This is a genomic window from Pseudomonas citrullilanati (assembly GCF_030580855.1).
Classification (GTDB): domain Bacteria; phylum Pseudomonadota; class Gammaproteobacteria; order Pseudomonadales; family Pseudomonadaceae; genus Aquipseudomonas; species Aquipseudomonas citrulli.
In genome coordinates this window covers 49,307-73,438 of the sequence record NZ_JAUQOP010000029.1, presented here as the reverse complement: position 1 = coordinate 73,438, position 24,132 = coordinate 49,307, and the positions used below count along the sequence as shown (strand labels likewise).

The window sequence follows — 24,132 nt, the reverse complement described above, 5'->3', positions numbered from 1 at the left end:
TGAGCGACCGATGGACAAGACACCTGTCGATTCGTCAAACCCCTGGCTGGACCTGCGCCGCCTGACCCCGGCGCGCATTGCCCTGGGCCGTACCGGCACCAGCCTGCCGACCCAGGCGCAACTGGACTTCCAGTACGCCCACGCCCAGGCCCGCGATGCCGTGCACCTGGCATTCGACCACCAGGGCCTTCGCGCACAACTGGCCGAGCGCGGCCGCGAAAGCCTGCTGCTGCACAGCGCCGCCAGCGACCGCAACAGCTACCTGCAGCGACCGGACCTGGGTCGCCGGCTGGATGAAGCCTCGGCGCAAGCACTGGACGACTACGCCGCTGCCCATCCCGGCGGCATGGACCTGGCCATCGTCGTGGCCGACGGCCTGTCGGCGCTGGCGGTGCATCGCCATACCCTGCCCTTCCTGGCGCGGCTGGAAGAACAGATCGCCGCCGACGGCTGGTCGGTCTCGCCCATCATCCTGGTGGAACAGGGCCGCGTCGCGGTGGCCGATGAAGTGGCCGAGCGCCTCGGCGCGAAAATGTCGGTGATCCTCATCGGCGAACGCCCCGGCCTCAGCTCGCCCGACAGCCTGGGGTTGTACTTCACCTACAACCCCAAGGTCGGCCTGACGGATGCCTACCGCAACTGCATCTCCAACGTCAGGCTCGAAGGCCTGAGCTACGGCATGGCGGCCCATCGCCTGGTCTACCTGATGCGCGAGGCCTGCCGCAGACAGCTCTCGGGGGTCAATCTGAAGGATGAAGCGCAGGTACACACTCTAGACTCGGAAAATACCGCCGATATGAAAGGTAATTTCCTACTGATGCCGCCCCGAAGCTGATCCGTACCGCCAATTGCGTTTTTGATCCGATTTCAGGCAGCATCAAAAGCACGGCAGAACGCCGTTGTTGTCAGACTCCATGTCGACCTTTGTAAACGAGACCTGCCATGCGGATTATTCAAGCGACCCTGGAACACCTGGACCTGCTGACCCCATTGTTCGTCAAATACCGGGAGTTCTATGGCTCGCTGCCCTACCCGGACTCGTCCCGGGCCTTCCTCGAAAAGCGCCTGCGTCGCAAGGAGTCGGTGATCTACCTGGCCCTGCCCGATGACGACGACAGCAAACTGCTGGGCTTCTGCCAGCTCTACCCGAGTTTCTCGTCGCTGTCGCTCAAGCGCGTGTGGATCCTCAACGACATCTACGTCGCCGAAGACGCCCGCCGCCAACTGGTGGCCGACCACCTGATCCGCACCGCGAAGAAAATGGCCAAGGAAACCCACGCCGTGCGCATGCGCGTCTCCACCAGCAGCAACAACGAAGTGGCGCAGAAGACCTACGAGTCCATCGGCTTCAAGGAAGACACCGAGTTCAAGAACTACGTGCTGCCGATCAGCGACGATCTCTGAACCACTCTGGCCAGGTGAACAGCCTGTGGCGAGGGAGCTTGCACCCGCTGGGGCATGCAGCAACCCCCTGACACACCACCCTGTGGCGAGGGGATTTATCCCCGCTGGGCTGCGCAGCAGCCCCAAAAACCTGACCATGTGATGCATCAGGACGACTGGGTTGGCTGCTATTGGGACCGCTTCGCGCTCCAGCGGGGATAAACCCCCTCGCCACAAGGTGTCTGCCCTACCTCGAAACCCCCAGCAACAAACTCAACACGCCCATCACATTCCACCCCGTATAATCCCGCTCTTCCGAGCTTGTAAGAAAAAGCTACACACTCCGTAGCCATACTCAAAAGCCAGACCCTCCAGCCTGCCGAGCCGGGCCGCCACCACAGGTGCTTTACATGGATTTCAACCCCCTCGACCTCATCCTGCATCTCGACGTGTACCTCGACATGCTGGTGACGAACTACGGCACCTGGGTCTACGCCATCCTGTTCCTGGTGATCTTCTGTGAAACCGGCCTGGTGGTGATGCCCTTCCTGCCCGGGGACTCGCTGCTGTTCATCGCCGGCGCCGTGGCCGCCGGGGGTGCCATGGACCCGCTGCTGCTGGCCGGCCTGCTGATGCTGGCGGCGATCCTCGGCGACAGCACCAACTACCTCATCGGGCGCACCGCCGGCGAGAAACTGTTCAGCAACCCGAACTCGAAAATCTTCCGCCGCGACTACCTGCAACAAACCCACGACTTCTACGACAAGCACGGCGGCAAGACCGTGACCCTGGCGCGCTTCCTGCCGATCATCCGCACCTTCGCGCCCTTCGTCGCCGGCGTGGGGAAAATGAACTACCTGCGCTTCCTCGGCTTCAGCGTACTGGGCACGGTCTTGTGGGTCGGCGGCCTGGTCACCCTCGGCTTCTTCTTCGGCAACGTCCCCTTCATCAAGCAGAACCTGTCGCTGCTGGTGGTGGGCATCATCCTGCTGTCGCTGTTGCCGATGATCATCAGCCTGGTGCGCAGCAAAATGAGCCAGCGCGCCTCGAAAGCCTGATCAGCCATGTGGTCCCTGAGCAACTGGCGTCGCCAACGCACCCTGGCCAAGCACCCCGTGGCCGAGGACACCTGGCAGCGTGTGCGACATCAACTGAGCTTCCTCGACGGCATCAGCGCCGCCGAGGACCAATGGCTGCGGGAAGCCTGCGTGCTGTTCCTGCATGACAAGCACCTCACCGCCCTGCCCGGCGTCGAACTGCACCAGGAGCAGCGCCTGCTGCTCGCCGCCCAGGCCCAATTGCCGCTGATGCACCTGGGCGAGCTGAACTGGTACCAGGGCTTCCACGAAATCGTCCTCTACCCCGACGACTTCCTCAGCCCCCAGCGCCACCGCGACGCCAGCGGCATCGAACACGAATGGGACGGCGAACACAGCGGCGAAGCCTGGCCCCAGGGCCCGATCATCCTCGCCTGGGACGGCGTGCTCGCCAGCGGTGGCTGGGACGGCTACAACCTGGTGATCCACGAACTGGCGCACAAACTCGACATGCTCAACGGCGACGCCAACGGCCTGCCACCGCTGCACGCCGACATGCGCGTCAGCGACTGGGCCGAGGCCATGCAGCAAGCCTTCGACGACCTCAATCGCCAACTGGACAAGGACCCGGACGCCGAAACCGTCATCGACCCCTACGCGGCGGAAAACCCGGCGGAGTTCTTCGCCGTCACCAGCGAATACTTCTTCAGCGCCCCGGACCTGCTGCACCAGGCCTACCCCAAGGTCTACGAACAGCTCAGGGCGTTCTACCGCCAGGACCCGTTCGCCCGGCTGCGGCAACTTCAGGCCGAGGATCCGGTCTATCAGCCGTCATACTAAGGTCTCTAAGACCCTGGATACGTGGCATCGACGGCCGAATATGCCTATAATCGCCGCCACTTTTTGGTCAATCCGACCAGTCATCTGGTCAATTAACGGGGGCACCGCCCAATGAGCTACAGCAAGATTCCGGCTGGCAAAGACCTGCCGAACGACATCTACGTCGCGATCGAAATCCCGGCCAACCACGCCCCGATCAAATACGAAATCGACAAAGACAGCGATTGCCTGTTCGTTGACCGTTTCATGGCCACCCCGATGTTCTACCCGGCCAACTACGGTTACATCCCCAACACCCTGGCCGACGACGGCGACCCCCTCGACGTGCTGGTCGTGACCCCTTACCCAGTGGCTCCAGGCTCGGTCATCCGCGCCCGTCCGGTCGGCATCCTGAACATGACCGACGACGGCGGCGGCGATGCCAAAGTCATCGCCGTACCCCACGACAAACTGTCGCAACTGTACGTCGACGTGAAGGAATACACCGACCTGCCAGCCCTGCTGATCCAGCAGATCGAGCACTTCTTCGCGAACTACAAAGACCTCGAAAAAGGCAAGTGGGTCAAGATCGAAGGCTGGGCCGGCGCAGACGCCGCCCGCGAAGCCATCACCAAGTCGGTTGCCGCCTACAAAGGCTGACACTGAACTTGCAGAAGAACCCCGGTTTGCACCGGGGTTTTTTTATGTCTTAATGCAGCTTAATACTTTTCCGTATTAATACTGTTTAACTGCGTTTAGCCCACCGCTTTCAAATCCCGCAAACGGAAAGATCGTCTTATAAATCTGCACGACATGTTTATTGCCGAAAACACGCTCGCCCCTAAACTTTCCGTTTATGAAAATAATCTCCAGTGGCGACCGCTTCAGAGCCCTTCTCAAAGAAGCCAATATCCGTTCCGCCGACTTCGCGAAGTTGTACGGCGTGAAATCCCAGCACGTGAACAACTGGTTCAACCGTGGCATCCCGCCCGGCCGCATCCACGCCATCGCCGGCCTGCTGACCGTCAGCCCCCAATGGCTCGCCACCGGCGAAGGCCCGCAAACCCCACTGGGCCTGGGCCCCGGCACCACCTATGAAGCCGCCGAAAACCAGGGCGTCTACAGCGTGCCGGAAACCCAGGACATCGAACTGCCCCTCTACACCGAAGCCCCTGTGAGCCCGGGCAGCAGCAAGACCCACATCATCGAAGTCCCCGGCCAGACCATCCGCCTGCCCCGCAGCCACCTCGAAACCCTGGAAATCGACCCCAGCGACGCCATCTGCACCACCATGGTCGGCGACAGCATGGCCGAACGCATCGAAGACGGCTCCCTCCTCGCCATCGACCGCGGCCTCACCCACATCGTCGACGGCCAGATCTACGCCCTCGAACACGACGGCATGCTGCGCATCAAATACCTGCACCGCATCCCCGGCAACCGCCTACGCCTGCGCAGCCACAACAGCGCCGCCTACCCCGACGAAGTCTTCAGCGCTGAACAGATCGACGCACAGAACATCCGGGTGATTGGCTGGGTCTTCTGGTGGTCCACGCTCAACAAGCAACGACCGCAGGTGTTCGATTGACCCACCCAAGAGCAGGAACGATGGTAGGCGCGCCAGTGGTAATGGCTCTGTTGCAAGAAGCTCCTGTAATGAGAGACCTCTGTGGCGAGGGGATTCATCCCCGCTGGGCTGCGCAGCAGCCCCTGCTCTTTATCTGAATGCCCCTAACCCAATGATTCCACACCACTTACCCCTAGGCTTCCAACCAAAACCCGCGTATCCTGCGCCCCACATTTGCGAGCCCACGCCTCGCACCGACAAGGCAGATCACTTTCTGACCAAGTCCCACAGCCGGCCGCAAGAGCCGGATGTACGTTTTGAAGGCTGGTGAGGTTTGTCAAAAACGAACTGAGTTAGTCAACGAGAAGCCGGCCATAAGCCGGCTTTTTATTTGTCCGAAGAAATCCCCACCAGTCCAAAAAGGAAAAGAAAGCGTACGCCTAAAAACTAAACTGATTAGCTGTGAGCTTCACTGCCTAGGCCGACCTTTCCCAGAATGCCCTTTAGGCATACGGCCCTTTCCTAACGCCCTTTCGCCGCCAGCCAAATTCGGGCGTATCAGCATGTCTGCCTTTGCAAGATAACCTGCCGCTCTTTTGAGATTATTTACTTTCTCGAAGTCACGCTCGCTTAGCTATCCACTCATCAATGCCGCCTTCGAGCCAACCTACAGCTGATAGCCCGATCTTAAAGGGCCTAGGAAACGAGTTATCGAACCTAGTCGACCGTGGGTTAAGTCGGTCATAAATCGTAGACCGACCAAGACCAGTCTTCTCTTGGACCTGTTTCAAGCGCAACACACGATCTGAGCTGTTAACTATTACCATGGCTTCCTCCGCCTTCACCGAACGAGAACAAGCCTACCCAGGTGGGACTGCCAACAAAACCACAGTGCCGTGGCACCTGTAGATTTTAGTTCCGACGAAGCCCAAAAATTTGGTTCCCAACTCCTACAAATTGGTTCTTCGCTGCGTTTTTTGGGCAGCCCTCAGCCCAAGCTCGCTGCTACCGGCTGGAAGCCTAGCACCTCCACATTGACCAGAGATTGTGCTTACCGTCGCTGTGGATCTCCCCTCGAACAGCGAAATGTCGTAGGATTTCTGAAGGGCGGGCCTATCTGGACTCAGGCCCAGAATCTATCCGGCAAGACCGGGCAAATACAAGATGGATTCTTATGAATTCTAATTTCTATCTGCCACGCAAATTATCCAACAACAATGACTTATTCACCGAAGACGCACTCTTAACAACCTCAAAATTTGTCGTAATCCTAGCTGAGCCGGGCGCTGGCAAAACGGTACTCATGGAGAGTATCGCGCAGAAATTAGACACGGTCGTTCTGACGGCCAATCGTTTCAAGCACTCCCCCTTAATAAAAGAAAACTCCCCATTAGTAATTGATGCATTCGATGAACTCGCCAAGGTTGATTCTTCAGGAATCTACGCGCTACTAAGCAAAGCGGAATCGTCGAAGCCAACACACGTCTATCTGTCCAGTAGATCAAGCGAGTGGGGAAACGCTAACAACGTTGCTTTTAAAGAGTTTTTTGGCTGCGAGCCATTCATTGTAAGACTCTGTGAGTTCACGGAGTCAGAGCAGAAACTAATTTTTGAAAATCACTCACCTGAAGAAAGCTTTTTGAACTTCAGCTCCGAAGTTTCTAGATTTGATTTACAAGACCTACTTCCGAACCCTCAATTTTTAAAGCTCTTCGCAGATGCTTATATTGAAAGCAATCGACACTTCCCAGATAAGAAGTCTATTTTCTCTTTAGCAGTGGAGCGCCTAGCAAAAGAGGTAAATTCTGGCGCAGCTAGAACAACAGATACATTTAGCACCAGTAAAAAAATAGACCTAGCCTCAGAAGTGTTCGCAAAACTACTTCTAGCGGGCTCCGAGGGTGTATGCATAAGCGAATCTACCGAAGAGCGAATGTATCCGGCATTAGACACCTTATTTATTCACCCGGAGTCAAACAGCAGCATATTAGCAACCCAACTATTTAAACCTGGCGATTGCGTGGATCATCACCGGTCTGTACACAAAATCGTCGCAGAGTATTGCGCCGCCGATTACTTTACCAAGCGAATAATAGATCCAAGCGACTCCTTAAATTTGGCAAAGTGCCTTCCTATTATCGCACCGAACTCAGTTGTGAGGGATGAACTTCGCGGCCTTCTTGGCTGGATGGCTGCCTTGGGTGATAAGCCAACTCAAGAAAAAATAATTGAACTAGATCCGTACTCAGTACTGGCGAACGGTGACCCTTCACAGCTATTGAACTCATCAAAAAAACTGCTCATTAATAAGCTTGTCGAAATCGAGGCAACCGACCCATATTTCCGAAGAAATGACTTCTGGCGGAGATTTAGCGTTGCAGGATTCTTTACGCGAGAAATAATTGAGGACGTAAGATTATTACTAAAGACAAAAAGCGATGGCCATTTACGAAATCTTATACTTGAGCTTCTGACAGGTTCCTCCGCAGCTAACCTCTTAACAAAAGAGCTTCGCTACTTGCTGCTGACACCCGAGGAAAGCCAAAACACTCGAATATTAGCAATTAAATGTCTGCTTGAAATTTCCGACTATGACTATCTTGAGGACTTGCGAGTTCTAATATTCGAAGCCACTAACATCTCGCTTAACCTTGCAGCCAAAATAATTGAAAAGCTGCTTCCTTCATCAATCACTCCCTCTTATATCGCTTCTTTCCTGAGAGTTTGTGCTCACCTTTATCCCGATACTGAGTATCGTGAGCGAACCATAGGCTCTCGATACTTCATAAAAGATCTTATCTCGCAACTTAGCCTAGAAACCACTGAAATTGTCCTAGACACGTTAACCGAATCCTTGGCATGCACTTGCAGAAAAAAATCTTTTGAATGCAGATGCCGCAACGGCCTTAGTAAAATTATAGGCTCTCTTCTAGACCGGTATTTTGAGCTTGCTGATTCGCCATTTGACTCCATCAGGATTTGGAGGTGGGTCAAAAACTTAAAGTTCAACAACCAGCATGGCGCAAACGAAAGCATAGCAGTCAATGTTCTCCAAAAAGACCTAAAACTGCGATATGAAATAATTACGCATGTATTTTCAAGCATTACCAACAGAGAAGAAATATTTCAAACCCAGCTTCATCATTTCAACCTATACTCACATTCTGGTCTTTTGTTAACAGCCAAAGATCATAGATTTATAATTGACCTAGCTTTTTTGATAGATAATCCACAGCTATGGATCAGTTTTATAGCGCACCACCATCTTTATAGAACCGGCAGCGATCGTGGGCCTGACGACTTGCGTAGCCACATGCGCGAGCAAGCAAACATCAAACCTGCATTCATGCGTGAGTGGGCTAAATCAAACCGTGCAGCAATTCACCATGCCCGTGAGCATAACACCTCTCGTTTTTTGCAAAGCAGAAGATTTAAACGCCGCAAGAATAGAGAAAAAAATATCCATGCCCAGAACATTGAATACATCAAAAACAACCGTGAACTAATAGAGAACGGGCGCCATTGGAGTCTACTAGTTCGTTTCGCAGAACTTACCCTAATGCAACCTGAAAAAATTAGGGAAGAATTCGAAGACGACGCTTTAGTGCGAAAATCATTACGAAACTGCTTTGGCTTCATATCATCCACTGTACCTAGTCTCGAGGAGCTTTCAGAGCTTCATGGCGCATCAAAGTATAATCAATCTGAAGTCATACTCTACGCTGCATGCTTAGAAACTCTTAGAGACCAAGGCCATCTCGAAAATGTTGAGCACGGTTTGTTGCAGTCTCTTCGCGCGGGCATAGACATGCATTACAGCTCAGTAGCCAGCGAAGAGCGAGACGCGTTAAAAACAGAAGTAGACAGACTCCTTTTCATCGATGCTGAGAGCGCGAAAAACTTCCTGATAAAATACGTTGAACCTCAGCTTTCTTCTCGGTCCTCTCGTGCGAAAGTCTGGCTACTAAAACATGAGGAGGCATTCAGCAACTTCCGTCATGAGCTTTCTTTTGAATGGCTAAAAAAATACTGCGATATAGCTTTAGAGCCACTCGAAGCTCTATTTGACATCGTTATCGAAAAAGCCGATCCTGACGAGTTAAATGACTTAATTTTACAACGATGTTCAGGCCTAATGCCTGAGCATTTTATCACCGTGGATAGCCAGGAAACCATACATAAGCGTGCTTTCTGGCTTTTACGCGCTTGGTATTTCCTTGAAAACCCTCCAGAAGAATACTGGAACTGGCTTCAGTCTGACAGAAATATTGTTCATGTGTTTAGTAGCCGATCTGGAAATATGAGTCGCCATGACAATACTCATTGGCCCAAACTAAACTCTATAAAAATTGAAAAGATCTTAGGAGCATTTATCGAACAATGGCCAAAAGTTGATCTGCCTACCCAATGGGGGACTGACAGCCCTGCCGGTGAAAAGGCATATCGCTTCCTGAACGAGATTTCATGGTCAATAAGCTCAGATTCTCCAGCTAGAGCAATTCCTGTTTTAAATCGACTCCTCTCAGACGAAAGGTTTCACGATGCACACGCAGACTTGAAGAGCATACATGCAGCACAAGTACGTAAAAAATCTCTGGAAGCATTCGAACCGCCCTCAACACGAGATATAGTTAACACACTTGATCGTGACTCCATAGTTACCGTAGAAGGTCTACGGCAACTCATCATCCAAGAACTACAGGAATATCAGAAATACATTTTTGGAGGCGAATATAACTCGGTAGATCGATTCTATAGCAATGGAGCAAGACTTGGAGAAGAGTCATGCACCGAGATAATTGCTGAAAGGCTTAGCCTAATTCTTAGGCATCAAAATATCATCATAACTCCTGAACACCATCTCAAATCAGAAAAACGAAGTGATTTCACCGTCGCAAAAATAATCAATGGGAAACGACGACTGCTTGTGACCGAAGTGAAAGGACAATGGCACAGAGAGCTCTATAGCGCAGCTTCAACACAGCTTTTCGAGCGCTACGCCATTCATCCAGAGGCGGAGGAACAGGGTATATACCTCATACTTTGGTTCGGCGAGACGGAATCAGTCGCCGAACGTAAGAATCATGGTATTACATCTGCTCAGGCTCTAAAAAATAGCGTTGAGGAAATGCTGCCACAAGATCTTAAGGGACTAATAGACATATTTGTACTAGATTTATCAAAAAAATAGTATAATTTAAACCACTGCCTCTGCAGCTTGGCATGAGCTGGAGCAATTCCAGCTCATGCCAAGCTGCAGAGGTGGCGTTTTTCAGTGGTTTTTTAACTCCACCCAACCCAAAAAATGTCCTGCTGACGTAGACAATTATCCAACAGGTTGTTGGACAATTTGGGCGCTCGTCGTTTCGGGACTCTCGCATACGAAAAGGTCTTGCCAAGCAAGACCCTTTTTTCATACCAGGGGTAAGCGATACCCCTTGCTACCTCACCTCAACAATATCCAAAGCCCGATTCGCCAACAATTCACTCACCTCAATCACCTGCAAAATCCCCATCGCAACACGCCGTCGCGATCCCTCAAGATCAAACGCCAAATCACTGATCATGGCATTGGCCGAAGCCAAGTTTTCACTGAGGTTGGCCAGCAGACATTCCGAATCAATATCCGGCGCGATACGGAAAATGGTGTTGGGCTTGTCAGACGTTTCGCTCTTCGGCGTAGGCTTCAGGTAGTAATCCAACGCCCGGTTGGCAGCTTCATCAAGCTTATTGTTACGAGCAGACTGAGCGCGAGATACATGCTCATCTGCGGTTGGGGGGTTTGGTGTAATTTTTGCCATCGACTTAGGTTCCTGTAAGTGATGCTGCAACCACCTCGCGACTAAACGAGAGGGCGGCAGCTGTGCGCAGGTTAGTCGACCGGTGAACCTAAGAATCCCGGCGCGCCCGAGGGCGCCCTGCGCACAGCCACCATCAATACAGGAACAGAACAGCCTGTCCGACGGGGACCTGGTACGCCTTAGGTTGAGACGGGCGACTAAACCCGATCACTGATGCTCAGTGACAGGACTCAAACTACCGACGCGGCCAAAGACGCACAAGCCGGCGGATTCTGGCGTAGTTGTAGGCAATGGCGCAAGGCGATGTCGGTCGGGGCTGGTTTCGTGGTATCACGATAAACAGCTGGCCGGAGGTGGCTGATGAGCCGCTATCGCGAGCAGGCTCGCTCCCACAGCGTGGGGTGCGGATGTCTGCTATGGCGGTGAATCTGTTGGTTGATGGGCGTGATCCGGCTCGGTCTACGCAATCGCGCAAACAAAACTCCTGGCGCCCCCGGCTGCAACGCCCATCAAGTTTACGGGTCTTTGATCGATGGCTTGGAGTCGAACCAAATCCATGCCTTCACGTCGGTACACTGAGCTGCCATTCGAATCAGCGTGAACGACATACCCTCCGAGCTTTACACCCACGCGTTTTTTGTCGAGCGCGATGCTGGCCGAGACCAGGACATGAAAATCCAGTACGTTGTTCTTATGCAGGATCGTTGCGCCCACAAAGTGTTCTGCGCATATTTCCAAAGCAACTTGCAGCCCATGAACAGCAGGGGTTTCTCGATAACCGCCCGGCATGAATATCTTGTCGAACCATAACTCCGCCCCATACAACTCCTCCAGCCCTTCGTCTCCTATGTTGGGGTAGCGTTTATGCTGATAAAAAACGTTTCCTTGCCAGATGATGAAGCCGGTATTCCTGACGATTCCATGTGCGGCCCTCGCGCCTCTTGATGCCATGTTGGTGATGACCGTTTTCGTAGACCGTGCGTAATCGCCATAAATCCCCTTGTTCAGGCGGTCCCCCTGCGGTATTTCGTCCACCACCGCGTCCATTTCCTCACCATATTTATCCTTGTTGATATCCCTGGCCTGCCCCAAGGGTTTCAACTCCCCCGTCTCCCTTTTCAACATCCTGGAATCGGGTCGCACCATTGATTTGGACCACAGTGTCGTACCGGGGACCAGTATCAGCGTCGGGTTTCTATTTGAGACATCCACCCATGTAGCCCGGATGATTTCCTTTTCTTCTTCCGAAAGAAACGAAACAGGTTTTTCCTTGGAAAAGAAGTATTCGGGGGCGACGGCCAGACAGTAATCCAATTGATGCTGGACGACATTAGCGGCGAATACTGTTGTCGCCATGTGCTCCAGGGCTCTAATCCTGTTGTGTATGTGGACAAGGCTATCCCTGACCGGGATTCGTAATCTGCGCGTATCGAAGTCCCAGATCACCACGAGCACGTTTGGCATCCTTTCCTCCCCCTGGCTGCTGAGCGGTGCCGCAAGCCGGATGGCCGCATGGTGCGTTAAGGCACTTGGCGCATGTCCAGGAAAATTCAGCTTAGGTGAGCCAACGCATTCAAACAAACCACGTCGACTGGATGACATCTCATGCACCACCGAAATCTGGCGACTCATTGCGTCTTGAATGCCTACCCGCGCTCATTCTCAAGAAATACCCGCCAGCAAACCCTCAACCTATCGTAATCTCGCACCTGTAAAAGCCCAGCCCCGCAACCGGCGAGACCTCACCCCGATGCCCTCCATCTACCAACTCAAACCCGCTTTCCAAAACCTGCTGCGCCCCTTGGTTCAACGCCTTTACGACAACGGCGTCACCGCCAACCAGGTCACGGTGCTCGCCGGCGTCGTTTCGGTGCTGGTCGGCGTGGTGATCGCATGGTTCGCCAGCCATCCGTGGATCTTCGTGCTGGTGCCGATCTGGATGTTCCTGCGCATGGCGTTGAATGCCGTGGATGGCATGCTGGCGCGGGAGTTTGGCCAGCAATCGCATCTGGGCGCCTACCTCAATGAGCTATGCGATATCATCGCCGACGCTGCCCTGATCCTGCCTTTCGCCCTGCTACCCGATGCCAGCCTGTTGCTGGTGTTGTCGGTCACGCTGTTGGCGTTGTTCAGTGAATACGCCGGCGTGCTGGGGGCGATGGTCGGGGCTTCGCGGCGCTATGACGGGCCCATGGGGAAAAGCGACCGGGCCTTTGTGCTGGGCGTGCTGGCGACCGGCATTGCGCTGGGCTGGCTCGGCGCGGCGTGGGTCAATGGTGTGATGGCGGTGGTTGCCGCCCTGCTGGTTTATACCTTGGTCAATCGGGTTCGTCATGGCCTGGACCAAGTGAAGGAAAACGCTCCCTCAGCATAAAGGAACTTGCAATGCGCGAAGCTCAAGACCGGACATTCACCACCCACGACGGCGTGGAATTGTTCTACCGGCACTGGCCGGCCGTGGCCGCGGAACCGGGTGAACCCCGCAAGGCCGTGCTGTTGTTCCACCGCGGGCATGAACACTCCGGGCGCATCGCGCACCTGGTGGATGAGCTGGACCTGCCCGGCTTCGAGTTTTTCGCCTGGGACGCACGGGGCCACGGCCAGTCGCCCGGCGCCCGGGGCGACAGCCCGAGCTTCGCCACCAGCGCGCGGGATGTGCAGACCTTCTGCGACCACATCGGCGCGACGCACCAGATCGACGAGCAGAACATTGCCGTGGTCGCCCAGAGCGTCGGTGCGGTGATCGCGTCCACCTGGGTCCACGACTACGCGCCGCGCATTCGTTCGCTGGTGCTGGCCTCGCCGGCGTTCAAGGTCAAGCTCTACGTGCCGTTCGCCCGTCCGGGGCTGGCGCTGATGCGCAAGTTTCGCGGCAACTTCTTCGTTAACAGCTACGTCAAGGCCAAGTTCCTCAGCCATGACCCGGAGCGGGTGGCGTCCTACGACAGCGATCCGCTGATCACCAAGGCGATTTCGGTGAACGTGCTGCTGGGCCTGTACGAAGCCGCCGACCGCGTGGTGGCCGACGCCCAGGCGATCCAGGTGCCGACGCAGTTGCTGATCTCCGGTTCCGACTTCGTGGTGCACCGCAAACCCCAGGAGCAGTTCTTCGAACGGCTGGGCACCGTGCACAAGGAAAAACACATCCTGCCGGGGTTCTTCCACGACACCCTGGGCGAGAAAAACCGTGCGCCCGCCATTGCCAGCGCGCGCCGCTTCATCCTGCAGAATTTCGCCCGTGCCCTGGACCGCCCGTCCCTGCTGGACGCCGATCGCCTGGGCGCGACCTGCGCCGAGTCCGAAGCCTTGGCGACGCCCCTGCCCCACAACTCGCCACGCGACCTGTACTGGCGCATGACCCGCGCCAGCATGCGCTTGGGCAGCAAGCTGTCGGCCGGGGTGAAGCTGGGCTTCGACACCGGGTTCGACTCCGGCAGCACCCTGGACTACGTGTACCGCAATCGTCCGACCGGCACCTCGCCGATCGGCCGGATGATCGACCAGAACTACCTGAACTCCATCGGCTGGCGCGGCATTCGCCAGCGCAAGTTGCACGTCGAGGAGTTGCTGCGCCTGGCGATGGGCAAGTTGCGCGAGGCACAACGCGACGTGCGCATCGTCGACATCGCCGCCGGCCATGGCCGCTACATCCTCGAAGCGCTGCGAGGCGTCGACCCGTTGCCGGAATCGATCCTGCTGCGCGACTACAGCGACATCAACGTGCGCGACGGCAATGCGCTGATCGTTGAGAAGGGCCTGGGCGACATCGCCCGATTCGTCAAGGGCGATGCCTTCGACCGCCAGGACCTGGCCGCGCTGGAACCGAAACCGACCCTTGCCGTGGTGTCCGGGCTGTACGAGCTGTTTGCCGACAACCAGCTGGTCGGCGGTTCGCTCGCCGGCCTGGCCGAGGCGGTGGAGCCCGGTGGTTTCCTGGTCTACACCGGCCAGCCGTGGCACCCGCAATTGGAACTGATCGCCCGCGCCCTCACCAGCCACCGCGCCGGCCAGGCCTGGGTGATGCGTCGGCGCAGCCAGGCCGAGATGGACCAATTGGTGGAAGCGGCGGGTTTCCGCAAGATCACCCTGCGGGTCGATGAGTGGGGCATCTTCAGCGTTTCGCTGGCTCAGCGCGTGCAGTGATGAGCGCCGTCATCGCCCCGCCCCGCGAGCCCGCCCTGCTGAAACCGGCGGTGTGCTGGCTGCTGTTGCTCGCCCCGCTGTTCTTCAGCACGTACGGCTTCGCCACCTGGGTGACCTCCCAGCGTGACGACGTCGGCAGCCTGGTGTTCGGCTGGGAAAGCCACATGCCGTTCCTGGCCTGGACCATCGTGCCCTATTGGTCGATCGACCTGCTTTACGGCGTGTCGCTGTTGCTGCCCACCAGCCGCGCCGAACTCAAGCGCCACGCCTTGCGCCTGCTCACGGCGCAGGCGATCGCCGTCAGTTGCTTTCTGATCTGGCCGTTGCGTTTCACCTTCCCCCGGCCGGAAATGGACGGGGTGTTCGGCTGGCTGTTCGACGTGCTGGCCGGTTTCGACAAGCCGTTCAACCAGGCGCCATCGCTGCACATCGCCTTGCTGGTGATTCTCTGGGTCTGCTACCAGCGGCACTTGCAGGGTGCCTGGCGTTGGCTGATGCACGGCTGGTTCGCGTTGATCGGCGTGTCGGTGCTGACCACTTACCAGCATCACTTCGTCGACGTGCCCACGGGCGCATTGGCCGGCTGGCTGTGTGTCTGGCTGTGGCCGCTGGACCGGCCGAGCCCGCTGCAAAGCGCGCGGCTGACGAGCGACCCGGCGCGCCGACGCTTGGCCTTGCGTTATGGCGTGGGTGCGGCGGCGCTGTTCGTCCCGGCGTTCGCCTGGGGTGGGGCATGGCTGTGGCTGGTCTGGCCGGCGGTGGCGCTGTTGATGGTGGCGCTGAATTACCTGCTGTTCGGCGCCGACGGTTTCCAGAAGCGCGCCGATGGCCGCTTGAGCCCGGCGGTGCGCTGGTTGCTGGCGCCTTACCTGGCGGCGGCATGGGTCAATTCCCGTGGGTGGACGCGCCAGCATCCGCAGCCGGACCACGTGACCGACAACGTCTGGCTGGGGCGCATCCCTACCCCCTTGGAATTGCAGGACAGCGCGTTTGCCGGGGTGCTCGACCTGTGCGCCGAATTGTCCATGGACAGCCACGCCATCGCCTATCGCTCGCTGCCGGTGCTCGACCTCACGGCGCCGACCACCGAACAATGCCTGGAGGCCGCGCAGGCCATCGACAGCCTGCGCCGGCACGGGCCTGTGCTGGTCTGCTGCGCCCTGGGTTATTCGCGCAGCGCCACGGCGGTGATCGCCTGGTTGCTGCACAGCGGCCGCGCGGCCAACGTGGACGCCGCGATCGTGCAGCTCCAGCGCGTTCGCCCGCACATCGTGCTGCATCAGGCGCACCGCCAGGCGCTGGAGCCGCTACGCAAAGGCGCCGCCCATGAGCAGTGACCTGCAATTGCACACCGTGGCGAGCCTGCTGCGCCGGGGTCATTGCCTGGACCAATTCTCCACCGGGCTGACCCTGTTGGCCGCGCTGCTGGGGCTGGGGCAATGGCTGCTGGGCACCGTCAACCCGTGGCTGCTGCTGTTCAGCATCGCGCTGTTCAGCCTCGGCGTGTTGCAAAAATACTGGGCATTGCGCGTGGCGTTCGATGCCGATCTGTTCCAACGCGTGGCCGACGACCGTCAACCGTTGGCCGAACGCACCCAGGCGCTGGACCAGGCGCTCGAATCCCTCGGCCTGCAACCGCCGGCGCGTGCTGGACGGCCCTGGGACGAACGCAGCCTCGGCGCCCTGCGGTTGCTGCGCAGGCAATCGCTGCTGCTGGCCGTGCAAGTGGTCTTGGTGCTGGGCTTCATCCTGGCCAGTCCCTGGCTAGCTTCAAGCCTCTAGATCGTTTTTTGTGGCGAGGGGATTTATCCCCGCTGGGCTGCGCAGCAGCCCTAAAGCAGTTCACTCAATCTTCCTGGCACACCGAGTTGCCTGGTTTGGGGCTGCTACGCAGCCCAGCGGGGATAAATCCCCTCGCCACCGTTATGCTTATGTTTCTCAGGACAAGGAATCCTCATGTTCGAACCCGTGGTCGCCAACCTCATCACCTCCGCCGCCCGGATGGTCACCGGCGCCCGCAGCCTGTGGCTCGGCAGCGCGCCGCGGCCGGTGCAGCGGATCTACTTCGCCAACCACAGCAGCCACGGCGATTTCGTGCTGCTCTGGGCCTCCCTGCCGCCGGCGCTGCGCCAGCTCACCCGGCCCGTGGCCGGTTCCGACTACTGGCAGAAAAGCCCATTGCGCCGCTACATCATCAACCGGGTGTTCAACGGCGTGCTGGTGGACCGCGAGCGCAAGGACCCGTCCTACAACCCCTTGCAGCCGATGCTCGAAGCCCTGGAGAACGGCGACTCGCTGATCATCTTTCCCGAAGGCACCCGCAACCCGGAGGAAGGCTTGCTGCCCTTCAAGAGCGGCATCTACCACTTGATGAAAAGCCATCCCGAGGTCGAGGTGATCCCGGTCTGGATCGCCAACCTCAACCGGGTCATGCCCAAGGGCCGGATGCTGCCGCTGCCGCTGTTGTGCACCACCAGTTTCGGTGCGCCGCTGAGCATCGAAGAAGGTGAAAGCAAGGAACAATTTCTTGAACGCAGCCGTGCCGCCCTGCTGGCACTGGCCCCGGAGCACGTCTGACATGGATCGATACACCGTGATGTTGTTCAGCGGGATTGGCGCCATCCTGGTGCTGGCTTCGCTGATCGGTTTCATTCTCAAGCTGCGGACCCGAGGCGCGCCGAACTCGGTCATCGACAACCTCAATGCGCGGATCAACGCCTGGTGGATCATGGTGCTGGTGATCGGCATTGCGTTCTGGCTCGGCAATGCGGCAGTGATCCTGTTGTTCTACGCCGTGTCGTTCTACGCCCTGCGCGAGTTCCTCACCCTCACGCCAACCCGGCGCAGCGATTATCCGGCGCTGGTGGCCGCGTTCTACCTGGCGCTGCCGTTGCAATACCTGCTGATCTACTACGACTGGTACGGGCTGTTCTCGATCTTCATCCCGGTGTATGTGTTCCTGCTGCTGCCGATCCTGGCGTCGTTGGGCGGCGACAGCACGCACTTCCTGGAGCGCGCCTCCAAGGTGCAGTGGGGGTTGATGATCGCGGTGTTCTGCATCTCGTTCGTGCCGGCACTGCTGACCCTGGACATCGCCGGCTTCGAAGGCCGCAACCTGTTGCTGATTGCGTACCTGGTGATCGTGGTGCAACTGTCGGATGTGTTGCAGTACGTGTGCGGCAAGTTGTTCGGCAAGCACAAGATCGCCCCCAACCTGTCACCCTCGAAAACCGTCGAAGGCTTTGCCGGCGGGATTTTCCTCGCTTCGCTGATCGGCGGCGCGCTGTGGTGGATCACGCCGTTCAACCCTTGGCAGTCGTTCCTGATCGCGTTGCTGATCAACCTGCTGGGGTTCGCCGGCGGCATCGTCATGTCGGCGATCAAGCGCGACCGCGGGGTCAAGGATTGGGGCCACATGATCGAAGGCCACGGCGGCATGCTCGATCGGCTGGACTCGGTGTGTTTCGCCGCGCCGATCTTCTTTCATTTGGTGCGGTACTGGTGGACCTGAGGAAAGTCCTCGGCGAACACCCAACCTGTGGGAGCGAGCTTGCTCGCGATAGGGCCAGGTCAGTCAACATCGATGTTGGCTGATCGACCGCTATCGCGAGCAAGCTCGCTCCCACAGGGGGGCGGTGTTTAATCCACAGGTGTGCAGGCCAATCAATCCAGAATCAAATGCGGCAAGAACCGGCTCGAATCCTTGGTGATCAGGCTGTTGTCTTCCCGCACGCCAATGCCGGCCGCCTGGTCGCCGATGACCCAGGAACCGATCAGCGTGTAGCTGTCGCCGAAGCGCGGCAGCGGCGCGAGTCGCTGGAGGATGAACGGCGCGTCGGTGTAGGGGCCATCTTCTTTTACCATCAGGCCATCGGCGGTTTGCAGTTCGATGTTGGCACCTTCCCGGGAGAAGAACGGCTTGCGCACCCAGCCCTTGGGCACCGCTTTGCTCGTGTCGGTATCCAGGTGGGCTTCGAGCAGGTTCGGGTGGCCTTTGTTGAATTCCCATAGCAACGGCAGGATACCCTTGTTGGAGATGATCGATTTCCAGGCCGGTTCGAAGAACTGCGTGTCGCTCTGGGCAATCGCTTCGCCGAAGGGCTCGTGGAAGATGAACTCCCAGGCGTGCAGCTTGAACAGGTGGGGAATCCAGCGTTCTTGCAGGTCGACGAAACGGCCCTCGCTGTTCAGGCCGATGTCCTCGATGTCGATGTGCCGCGACTCGATGCCGACGGTTTCCGCGATCAGGCGCAAGTAATCGGTGGTGCCTTTGTCTTCGACCGAATCCTTCATCGAGGCGAAGTAGAACGGCTGCGTGAGCTGCAACTGGGCAAACGCCTGGTGCAGCTTGGTGTCGATGCTGTTGAACTGGTCGACATGCCCGGGCAGCAGGCCGCGCTCGATGCACTGTTCCAGCCAGCCCCATTGGAACGCCGCCGCTTCGTAGAGGCTGGTGGGCGTGTCGTAGTTGAGTTCCAGCAGCTTGGCCGGGCCCTTGCCGTCGTAGGAAAAATCCATGCGCCCGTACAGGTGCGGATGGCCTTCGAGCCATGAGGTGCGGACCAGGTCGAAATAAGCCGGGGGAATGCTCAGGCGTTCGAGCATTTCCTCGCTCTGCACCACGCGGGCGACGAGGTCCATGCACAGGTCATGGAGCTCGGTGGTGGGGTCTTCGAGATCGTTCTCGATCTGCTTGAGCGTGAACTGGTAGTACGCGCTCTCGTCCCAGTAGGGTTCGCCGTCGATGGTGTGGAACAGAAAGCCGAGGCGCTCGGCCGTCTGTCTCCAGTCATGCCGCTCGGCGCAATGGATTTTCTTCATGGCCCTCGCCCTCAGCCGCCGGAACTCGAACCGCCCCAACCGCTGCGGGCGCTGGCCTTGCTGCCGAAGCCGCCACGGGAGGTGGATGAGGCCACGGAAATCGGCTTGCTGTTGCGGATCGAATCGGTGTAGCTGCCGTAGCGCGCCTGGTTGGACTTGGTGAAGGTCGAGCCTTTCGACACCCGCTGGGCCAGGGTCGAGGACCCGTAGTCGCCACGATCGTCGCGGTAGCGGTAAACCGGTTCGGAGTAGTAGCTGTTGCGGTTGCTGCTCAGCATGTTGCCGATCAGCAGGCCGGTGAGCAGGTTGCTGAAGCCCGAGCCACCGCTGTTCGCTTCCGAGGCCGGCAATTGGGCCCTGGCCGCATCCACCTGGGATTGCGTGACCTCGCCATCGGCGCTCAACTCGAAACCGCCCAGCTTGGGGATGAACTTGCCGTTGGAGTCCAGCTGGCACCAGTCGGCGACGAAGTCGGCATCACAATCGGCGCGGTTGTCGTACACCGGCGCAATGCGGCGATGCTCGGCCATGGCGTTCATGAACGCGTCGGAGCAGACATCCACCGGCAGCTTTTCATCGACGCATTGCTGCACCGACTGGAAGTTGTACTTTTTCTGCAACTGATAGGTTTTTTCCGTGGGCCCGCAACCGGAGATCGCCATGGCGACCGACGCGGCCAGCGAAAGCTGAACGTACTTGCTTCGTTTCATCGGGGTCTCCTGGCGCGATCAGTTCGGGGAAGGCGTCATGCACGCGGCGTTCAACATGCCGACGCCGATGGCCACCGCCGCGATGTAGATACCCGCGGCGATTTCACCCTGCTGGATGCGCGCCGAAGCGCCCCTGAGCACCAGGCTGGTCACCAGGAAGGCCAGCAACTGGACGACCGCGGCGATCACCGCCCACACGACGAAGTCCAGCAGGCTGACCGAGTAGGCAATCACGTTGCTGGCCGGGATGGCGAAGCCGATGATCGCGCCGCCCAGGGCGATGGCGGCGGCCACGTTGCCCGAACGGATCAGTTCGAATTCCTTGTGCGGGGTGACGTGGATGTAGATGAACTGGAACAGCGCGAACAACACGGCGGCGCCGAGGATGTACAGAACGAAGCCGAACACGGCGGCCTTGTTCAGAGAAATGGAGAGTGCTTCAAACATGGACGTGTTCCTTATTCAAATGGTGTGCAGGTCGGTGGTGTACAGCGAGATGCCCAGCGAAGTACTCAGGCTGACCGTTCCTTCGGCGTCCTCCTCGACGGAGAACAGCAGGAACTCGCGACGATCCGTCAGGCCGGTGTCGCGGGCGTACAGCATCGAACGGTGCTCGACGGTGTAGGACTCTTGCGGATTGCTCACGCGCTCGCTCAACCCCACCAGTTCGGTCTGGCCGTCCTCGGTGCCCCATCCGCGGGTGTATTCGACGCCGTCATGGGTGTAGGTCGGCAGGCCGATCGAGCTCTGGGGGCCGGCCAGCCGGCGCAGTTCCGCTTCGCTGCTGACGGTGACGTAGCTCAGGTAGTTGAACAGGATCACCGATTCGACCTGCCCGTCCACCGCGCCACTGGTGTGCACTTGCAGCCAGTAGTCCTCGTCGTTCATGTAGAAGCGCGCCAGCCAGTTGGACTGGCCCAGGTCGACGACGCCCATGCTCCAGATTTCCTGCGAGCCGGGGATGATCACGGCGCTGTTGCCGTCGAGCAGCAACTTCAGCGAACTGTCGAACATGACGCCCTTGCCGGAGGCCAGGCCCAGCGGCCCGTTGGCCGGCAGGCTCGCACCGGCAGGGCTGTTCTTTGCGTTAGGGGCTTCGAGCCCCATCAACTGTTTAAACCATCCCATTGGAGATGTCCTTGAGACGTGTGGAGGCAATGTAGAAGAGTTCGCCGCCCTCGACGCGCGTGGTGCCCGGCGGGTTGATCGACGGGTGCTGGGCACCGATGGCGCGATAACCGATCAGCGTAGCGTTATGTTGCTCTTTCATCCGCGTGTACAGCTCGCCAAAGGTGGCTTCAAAGCGTTCGGGCAGCTTCATCAGGTACTGGGTGGCGCCTTGGCCCACGCACAGCAGCTCATTGATGATCACCGAGGAGCCCGGATCCTGGGAGGCGCGCACCAGCATCTCGATCGCCATGCTCGACGTGCATTCCAGGCTCGGCGCGTAGGCGCTGGCGAGGGCGGCGATTTCGCTGTCGTTGAAGTGAGCGACCACATGCCCGGCCGGGCCCAGTTGGTTGACCGCCAGCACGGTGGCGAGGGTCAGGTCGTCAGAGTGGGTCCGCACCAGGACACGCTCGGCACCGGGCACGCCGGCGCGCCGCAACAGCGCGACGGAGGACAGGCTCTCACCCTTGATGAACGCCGCCTGGCCGGGCATGGGGTTTTCTTCGAGGTCGCAATCGCAGATGACGATCAGGTTGTCGTTGGACGTTTCGTCCTGCAACAGCAACTCGATGACCCGCTCGCTGGAGGCCCCTTCCCAACCGATGAGCACCGTGTGCCCGACCGTACCGGTGTAATCGCCCTTGCCCTTCATGCCTTTTCTCCATACATCAATGACGCTGCTGGTGGTCTTGCCGATGGCTGCCGTGAGCAGCGCAATGCCGCCGAGCATGATCCAGGCCGCCACGAAAATTCGCCCGGCGGATGTCTGTGGCAACAGGTCGCCATAGCCGACGGTGAGCGTGGTGGTGAGATAGAAGTAGATAAACGTGGCGGCGGCGATGAGGTGTTGCTCGCCCAAGAGCACCAGGCCGATCCAGGCCGTGGCGAGGTGCACGCCCAGGGCGATGACCAGTCCGGCCCAGCCGAAGCGGTGGAAGAAGGACGACGCGTAGGCGCGCAACAAGAGGAAAATCGACATCGTGTCCCTGACTCCGTGGGGCTTGGTTCCTGGCGACGTCATCGCGCTGGGGGCTTTCGCGCGGTTACCGGGCAGCATTAAACCTGCTGCGGGGCATGGAAAACAGTACTTGGGTGACAATAAATCCTGGAGTTGCCAGGAAACAGCACACAACTTGAAGCCAGACACAAACCCTGTGGCGAGGGGATTTATCCCCGCTGGGGCGCGAAGCGCACCCTGAAACCTGACACCTCGGTGTGTCAATTGGGTTAGCTCGCTGCTATTGGGGCTGCTTCGCAGCCCAGCGGGGATAAATCCCCTCGCCACAGGATCTGTGCCTGGCTGATTTGATCAGCCTGAGCAGATCACTCAGCCGATTTTTTCTTCAGCCGTTCCAGGATCGCGTTGGCGCTACCCTCGTTCGGCGTGATGCCGGCTTCGCGAAGCTTGCGCTCAAGGTCGGTGCCGCTGGAGGCGTCGGCCAGTTCGTCCTGGGCCTGCAGCTCTGCCGCCCGCTGCTGTTGCTTGGCTTGCAGGCGGTTCAGCGTACCGACGGCGGTTTCCAGCTTGCCATTGGCGCCACCGCTGGCGATGGACGCGCTGACCTGGGCCTTCTGCACGCTTTCGCGAGCCTTGGCCATGTCCACTTGCTGGCGCAGGCTCTTGATCCGGCTCTCGGCCTTGGTGATGTCCTTGCGCATGTTCTCGGCGTAGCCACCGAATTCGGTCGCCTGCTTCTGCTCGACTTCCAGTTCGCTGGTCAGGGTCGAGATGGCCTCGGCCACTTCCAGCGCCAGGTCTTCGCGGTTGGCCTGGATCGCGGCCAGGGCCTTGGATTCCAGGTCCTTGATCTTGGCGTTGTATTCGCCGACACGGTCGGTCGACAGCTTGTGCTTGGCCATGATGGTGACCAGCTCGCGCCGGGCGTTGGCCAGCGCGGTGTCGGCGTCGCGGATTTCCTGGTCGAGGATGCGCAAGGCCTGTTGATCGACGATCGATTCGCCGACTTCGTTGGCACCGCCACGCAGCGCGGTGAACAATTTGCTCCAGATGGACTGAGTCATTGGATGGTTCCTGTCGGCGAATTAGATGAAGAAGCGTTCGAAGGCTTCGCTGGCACGCTGGACGTTGTCGACCAGGGTCTTGACCTCGGTGACGACGTTGGTCAGGTTGGACCCCGCGCTCAACGCACCGAACATGTTGTAGACGACCTGCCCGTTGGGCATGGTCTCGATGCCGATCGAGGACAGCGGGAACATCTCCCGGCTGCGCAGGACCGCGTCGTTGAAGGCCGGCACGTCGTTGATCGACTCGATGTCCACCAGGACGGTATCGACGATGATCTGGTCGCCCACCACCGCGATGTAGATAGGCAGGCCGCCAAAGTCGTTCATCTCCAGCTTGATGCTGGACTCGGAGCCCTGGACGAGGGAGAGGGTGATTTCGTTGGCAACCACTTCGTCCAGTGCCTGCAAGGCGCTGTAGAGGCGATCGATGTTCCAGTTGTTACCTGCGCTCATGTAATCCTCCGACATGATTGAACCGGCCAGAATCGGCTGGCGTAGCTGTTTCTCCATCTGCTTGAGCAGGCTCCGGTTTTCAGGAAGCACCCAAGTTTCGTGTTTCACATACCCGGCGGCACTCAGGCCCGCACGCATCTGCTTCATGTAGAAGCTCGAGGGTTTCTTCGCGGCAGGCTTGGAGCGCTCAGCGTCGCGGCTCG

At 58.3% G+C, this 24,132-nt stretch carries 23 protein-coding genes; 13 read left to right on the top strand and 10 right to left on the bottom strand.

Features of this window, described 5'->3' with window-relative positions; all coding sequences use genetic code 11:
* The first annotated feature begins 10 nt into the window (after positions 1 to 10).
* The 6 genes from eutC to Q6A48_RS18500 all read left to right on the top strand — a co-directional run bounded on the left by eutC (position 11) and on the right by Q6A48_RS18500 (position 4,827).
* Complete coding sequence (gene eutC, locus Q6A48_RS18525) at positions 11 to 835, top strand: ethanolamine ammonia-lyase subunit EutC (RefSeq protein ID WP_304555656.1); 825 nt, start codon at positions 11 to 13, stop codon at positions 833 to 835.
* Positions 836 to 942: 107 nt separating this feature from the next.
* Positions 943 to 1,404, top strand: a complete 462-nt coding sequence (locus Q6A48_RS18520; RefSeq protein ID WP_304555655.1) for a GNAT family N-acetyltransferase — start codon at positions 943 to 945, stop codon at positions 1,402 to 1,404.
* Between the two features lie 389 nt (positions 1,405 to 1,793).
* Positions 1,794 to 2,441 carry a DedA family protein gene (locus Q6A48_RS18515; protein ID WP_304555653.1) on the top strand — a complete coding sequence of 216 codons (648 nt, stop codon included), beginning with the start codon at positions 1,794 to 1,796 and terminating at the stop codon, positions 2,439 to 2,441.
* Between the two features lie 6 nt (positions 2,442 to 2,447).
* On the top strand, positions 2,448 to 3,260 hold the full coding sequence (locus Q6A48_RS18510; RefSeq protein ID WP_304555651.1) for a M90 family metallopeptidase: 813 nt from the start codon (positions 2,448 to 2,450) through the stop codon (positions 3,258 to 3,260).
* 111 nt (positions 3,261 to 3,371) lie between these two features.
* Positions 3,372 to 3,899 carry an inorganic diphosphatase gene (ppa, locus tag Q6A48_RS18505; RefSeq protein WP_007990564.1) on the top strand — a complete coding sequence of 176 codons (528 nt, stop codon included), beginning with the start codon at positions 3,372 to 3,374 and terminating at the stop codon, positions 3,897 to 3,899.
* A gap of 196 nt (positions 3,900 to 4,095) precedes the next feature.
* Positions 4,096 to 4,827, top strand: a complete 732-nt coding sequence (locus Q6A48_RS18500) for a LexA family transcriptional regulator (RefSeq protein ID WP_304555648.1) — start codon at positions 4,096 to 4,098, stop codon at positions 4,825 to 4,827.
* A gap of 599 nt (positions 4,828 to 5,426) precedes the next feature.
* Here Q6A48_RS18500 and Q6A48_RS18495 read toward each other — a convergent pair.
* Positions 5,427 to 5,633, bottom strand: coding sequence for an AlpA family phage regulatory protein (locus Q6A48_RS18495; RefSeq protein WP_304555647.1), 207 nt, complete (start codon positions 5,631 to 5,633; stop codon positions 5,427 to 5,429).
* A 347-nt stretch (positions 5,634 to 5,980) separates the two neighbouring features.
* Between Q6A48_RS18495 and eruA the strand changes: the two genes are divergently transcribed.
* Positions 5,981 to 9,997, top strand: coding sequence for an NACHT domain-containing antiphage protein EruA (gene eruA / locus Q6A48_RS18490; protein ID WP_304555646.1), 4,017 nt, complete (start codon positions 5,981 to 5,983; stop codon positions 9,995 to 9,997).
* 250 nt (positions 9,998 to 10,247) lie between these two features.
* On the opposite strand, the gene Q6A48_RS18485 is transcribed toward eruA, so the two are convergent.
* Together Q6A48_RS18485 and Q6A48_RS18480 are read right to left on the bottom strand one after the other, a co-directional pair.
* On the bottom strand, positions 10,248 to 10,607 hold the full coding sequence (locus Q6A48_RS18485; RefSeq protein ID WP_304555645.1) for a DUF6124 family protein: 360 nt from the start codon (positions 10,605 to 10,607) through the stop codon (positions 10,248 to 10,250).
* A 459-nt stretch (positions 10,608 to 11,066) separates the two neighbouring features.
* A complete protein-coding gene (locus Q6A48_RS18480) occupies positions 11,067 to 12,239 on the bottom strand; it encodes a hypothetical protein (RefSeq protein WP_304555644.1) in 1,173 nt (390 codons plus the stop codon).
* A gap of 118 nt (positions 12,240 to 12,357) precedes the next feature.
* Between Q6A48_RS18480 and Q6A48_RS18475 the strand changes: the two genes are divergently transcribed.
* The 6 genes from Q6A48_RS18475 (at position 12,358) to Q6A48_RS18450 (ending at position 18,261) form a co-directional block, all read left to right on the top strand.
* The gene (locus tag Q6A48_RS18475) at positions 12,358 to 12,981 is read left to right on the top strand and encodes a CDP-alcohol phosphatidyltransferase family protein (protein WP_304555663.1); all 624 of its coding nucleotides are present in this window, start codon (positions 12,358 to 12,360) and stop codon (positions 12,979 to 12,981) included.
* An 11-nt stretch (positions 12,982 to 12,992) separates the two neighbouring features.
* Positions 12,993 to 14,750 carry a bifunctional alpha/beta hydrolase/class I SAM-dependent methyltransferase gene (locus Q6A48_RS18470; protein WP_304555643.1) on the top strand — a complete coding sequence of 586 codons (1,758 nt, stop codon included), beginning with the start codon at positions 12,993 to 12,995 and terminating at the stop codon, positions 14,748 to 14,750.
* Positions 14,750 to 16,087, top strand: coding sequence for a phosphatase PAP2/dual specificity phosphatase family protein (locus Q6A48_RS18465; RefSeq protein WP_304555642.1), 1,338 nt, complete (start codon positions 14,750 to 14,752; stop codon positions 16,085 to 16,087). Before Q6A48_RS18470 ends, Q6A48_RS18465 begins: the two co-directional genes overlap by 1 nt.
* Positions 16,077 to 16,532, top strand: coding sequence for a hypothetical protein (locus Q6A48_RS18460; RefSeq protein ID WP_304555641.1), 456 nt, complete (start codon positions 16,077 to 16,079; stop codon positions 16,530 to 16,532). Before Q6A48_RS18465 ends, Q6A48_RS18460 begins: the two co-directional genes overlap by 11 nt.
* 174 nt (positions 16,533 to 16,706) lie before the next feature.
* A complete protein-coding gene (locus tag Q6A48_RS18455; protein ID WP_304555640.1) occupies positions 16,707 to 17,327 on the top strand; it encodes a lysophospholipid acyltransferase family protein in 621 nt (206 codons plus the stop codon).
* Position 17,328: 1 nt separating this feature from the next.
* A complete protein-coding gene (locus Q6A48_RS18450) occupies positions 17,329 to 18,261 on the top strand; it encodes a phosphatidate cytidylyltransferase (protein WP_304555639.1) in 933 nt (310 codons plus the stop codon).
* A 152-nt stretch (positions 18,262 to 18,413) separates the two neighbouring features.
* On the opposite strand, the gene Q6A48_RS18445 is transcribed toward Q6A48_RS18450, so the two are convergent.
* From Q6A48_RS18445 to Q6A48_RS18415, 7 genes are all read right to left on the bottom strand, one after another.
* Positions 18,414 to 19,571 carry a glutathionylspermidine synthase family protein gene (locus Q6A48_RS18445; protein WP_304555638.1) on the bottom strand — a complete coding sequence of 386 codons (1,158 nt, stop codon included), beginning with the start codon at positions 19,569 to 19,571 and terminating at the stop codon, positions 18,414 to 18,416.
* An 11-nt stretch (positions 19,572 to 19,582) separates the two neighbouring features.
* Positions 19,583 to 20,281 carry a DUF1190 domain-containing protein gene (locus Q6A48_RS18440; protein WP_304555637.1) on the bottom strand — a complete coding sequence of 233 codons (699 nt, stop codon included), beginning with the start codon at positions 20,279 to 20,281 and terminating at the stop codon, positions 19,583 to 19,585.
* Between the two features lie 18 nt (positions 20,282 to 20,299).
* The gene (locus Q6A48_RS18435; RefSeq protein ID WP_304555635.1) at positions 20,300 to 20,728 is read right to left on the bottom strand and encodes a DUF350 domain-containing protein; all 429 of its coding nucleotides are present in this window, start codon (positions 20,726 to 20,728) and stop codon (positions 20,300 to 20,302) included.
* A gap of 15 nt (positions 20,729 to 20,743) precedes the next feature.
* Complete coding sequence (locus Q6A48_RS18430; protein WP_304555634.1) at positions 20,744 to 21,409, bottom strand: DUF2491 family protein; 666 nt, start codon at positions 21,407 to 21,409, stop codon at positions 20,744 to 20,746.
* Entirely contained in the window at positions 21,396 to 22,430 is a 1,035-nt protein-coding gene (locus Q6A48_RS18425) for an ion channel (RefSeq protein WP_304555633.1), read from the bottom strand. Before Q6A48_RS18425 ends, Q6A48_RS18430 begins: the two co-directional genes overlap by 14 nt.
* 344 nt (positions 22,431 to 22,774) lie before the next feature.
* Positions 22,775 to 23,473 carry a PspA/IM30 family protein gene (locus Q6A48_RS18420; protein ID WP_304555632.1) on the bottom strand — a complete coding sequence of 233 codons (699 nt, stop codon included), beginning with the start codon at positions 23,471 to 23,473 and terminating at the stop codon, positions 22,775 to 22,777.
* Between the two features lie 21 nt (positions 23,474 to 23,494).
* A complete protein-coding gene (locus Q6A48_RS18415) occupies positions 23,495 to 24,076 on the bottom strand; it encodes a YjfI family protein (RefSeq protein ID WP_304555631.1) in 582 nt (193 codons plus the stop codon).
* Positions 24,077 to 24,132 lie beyond the last annotated feature (56 nt).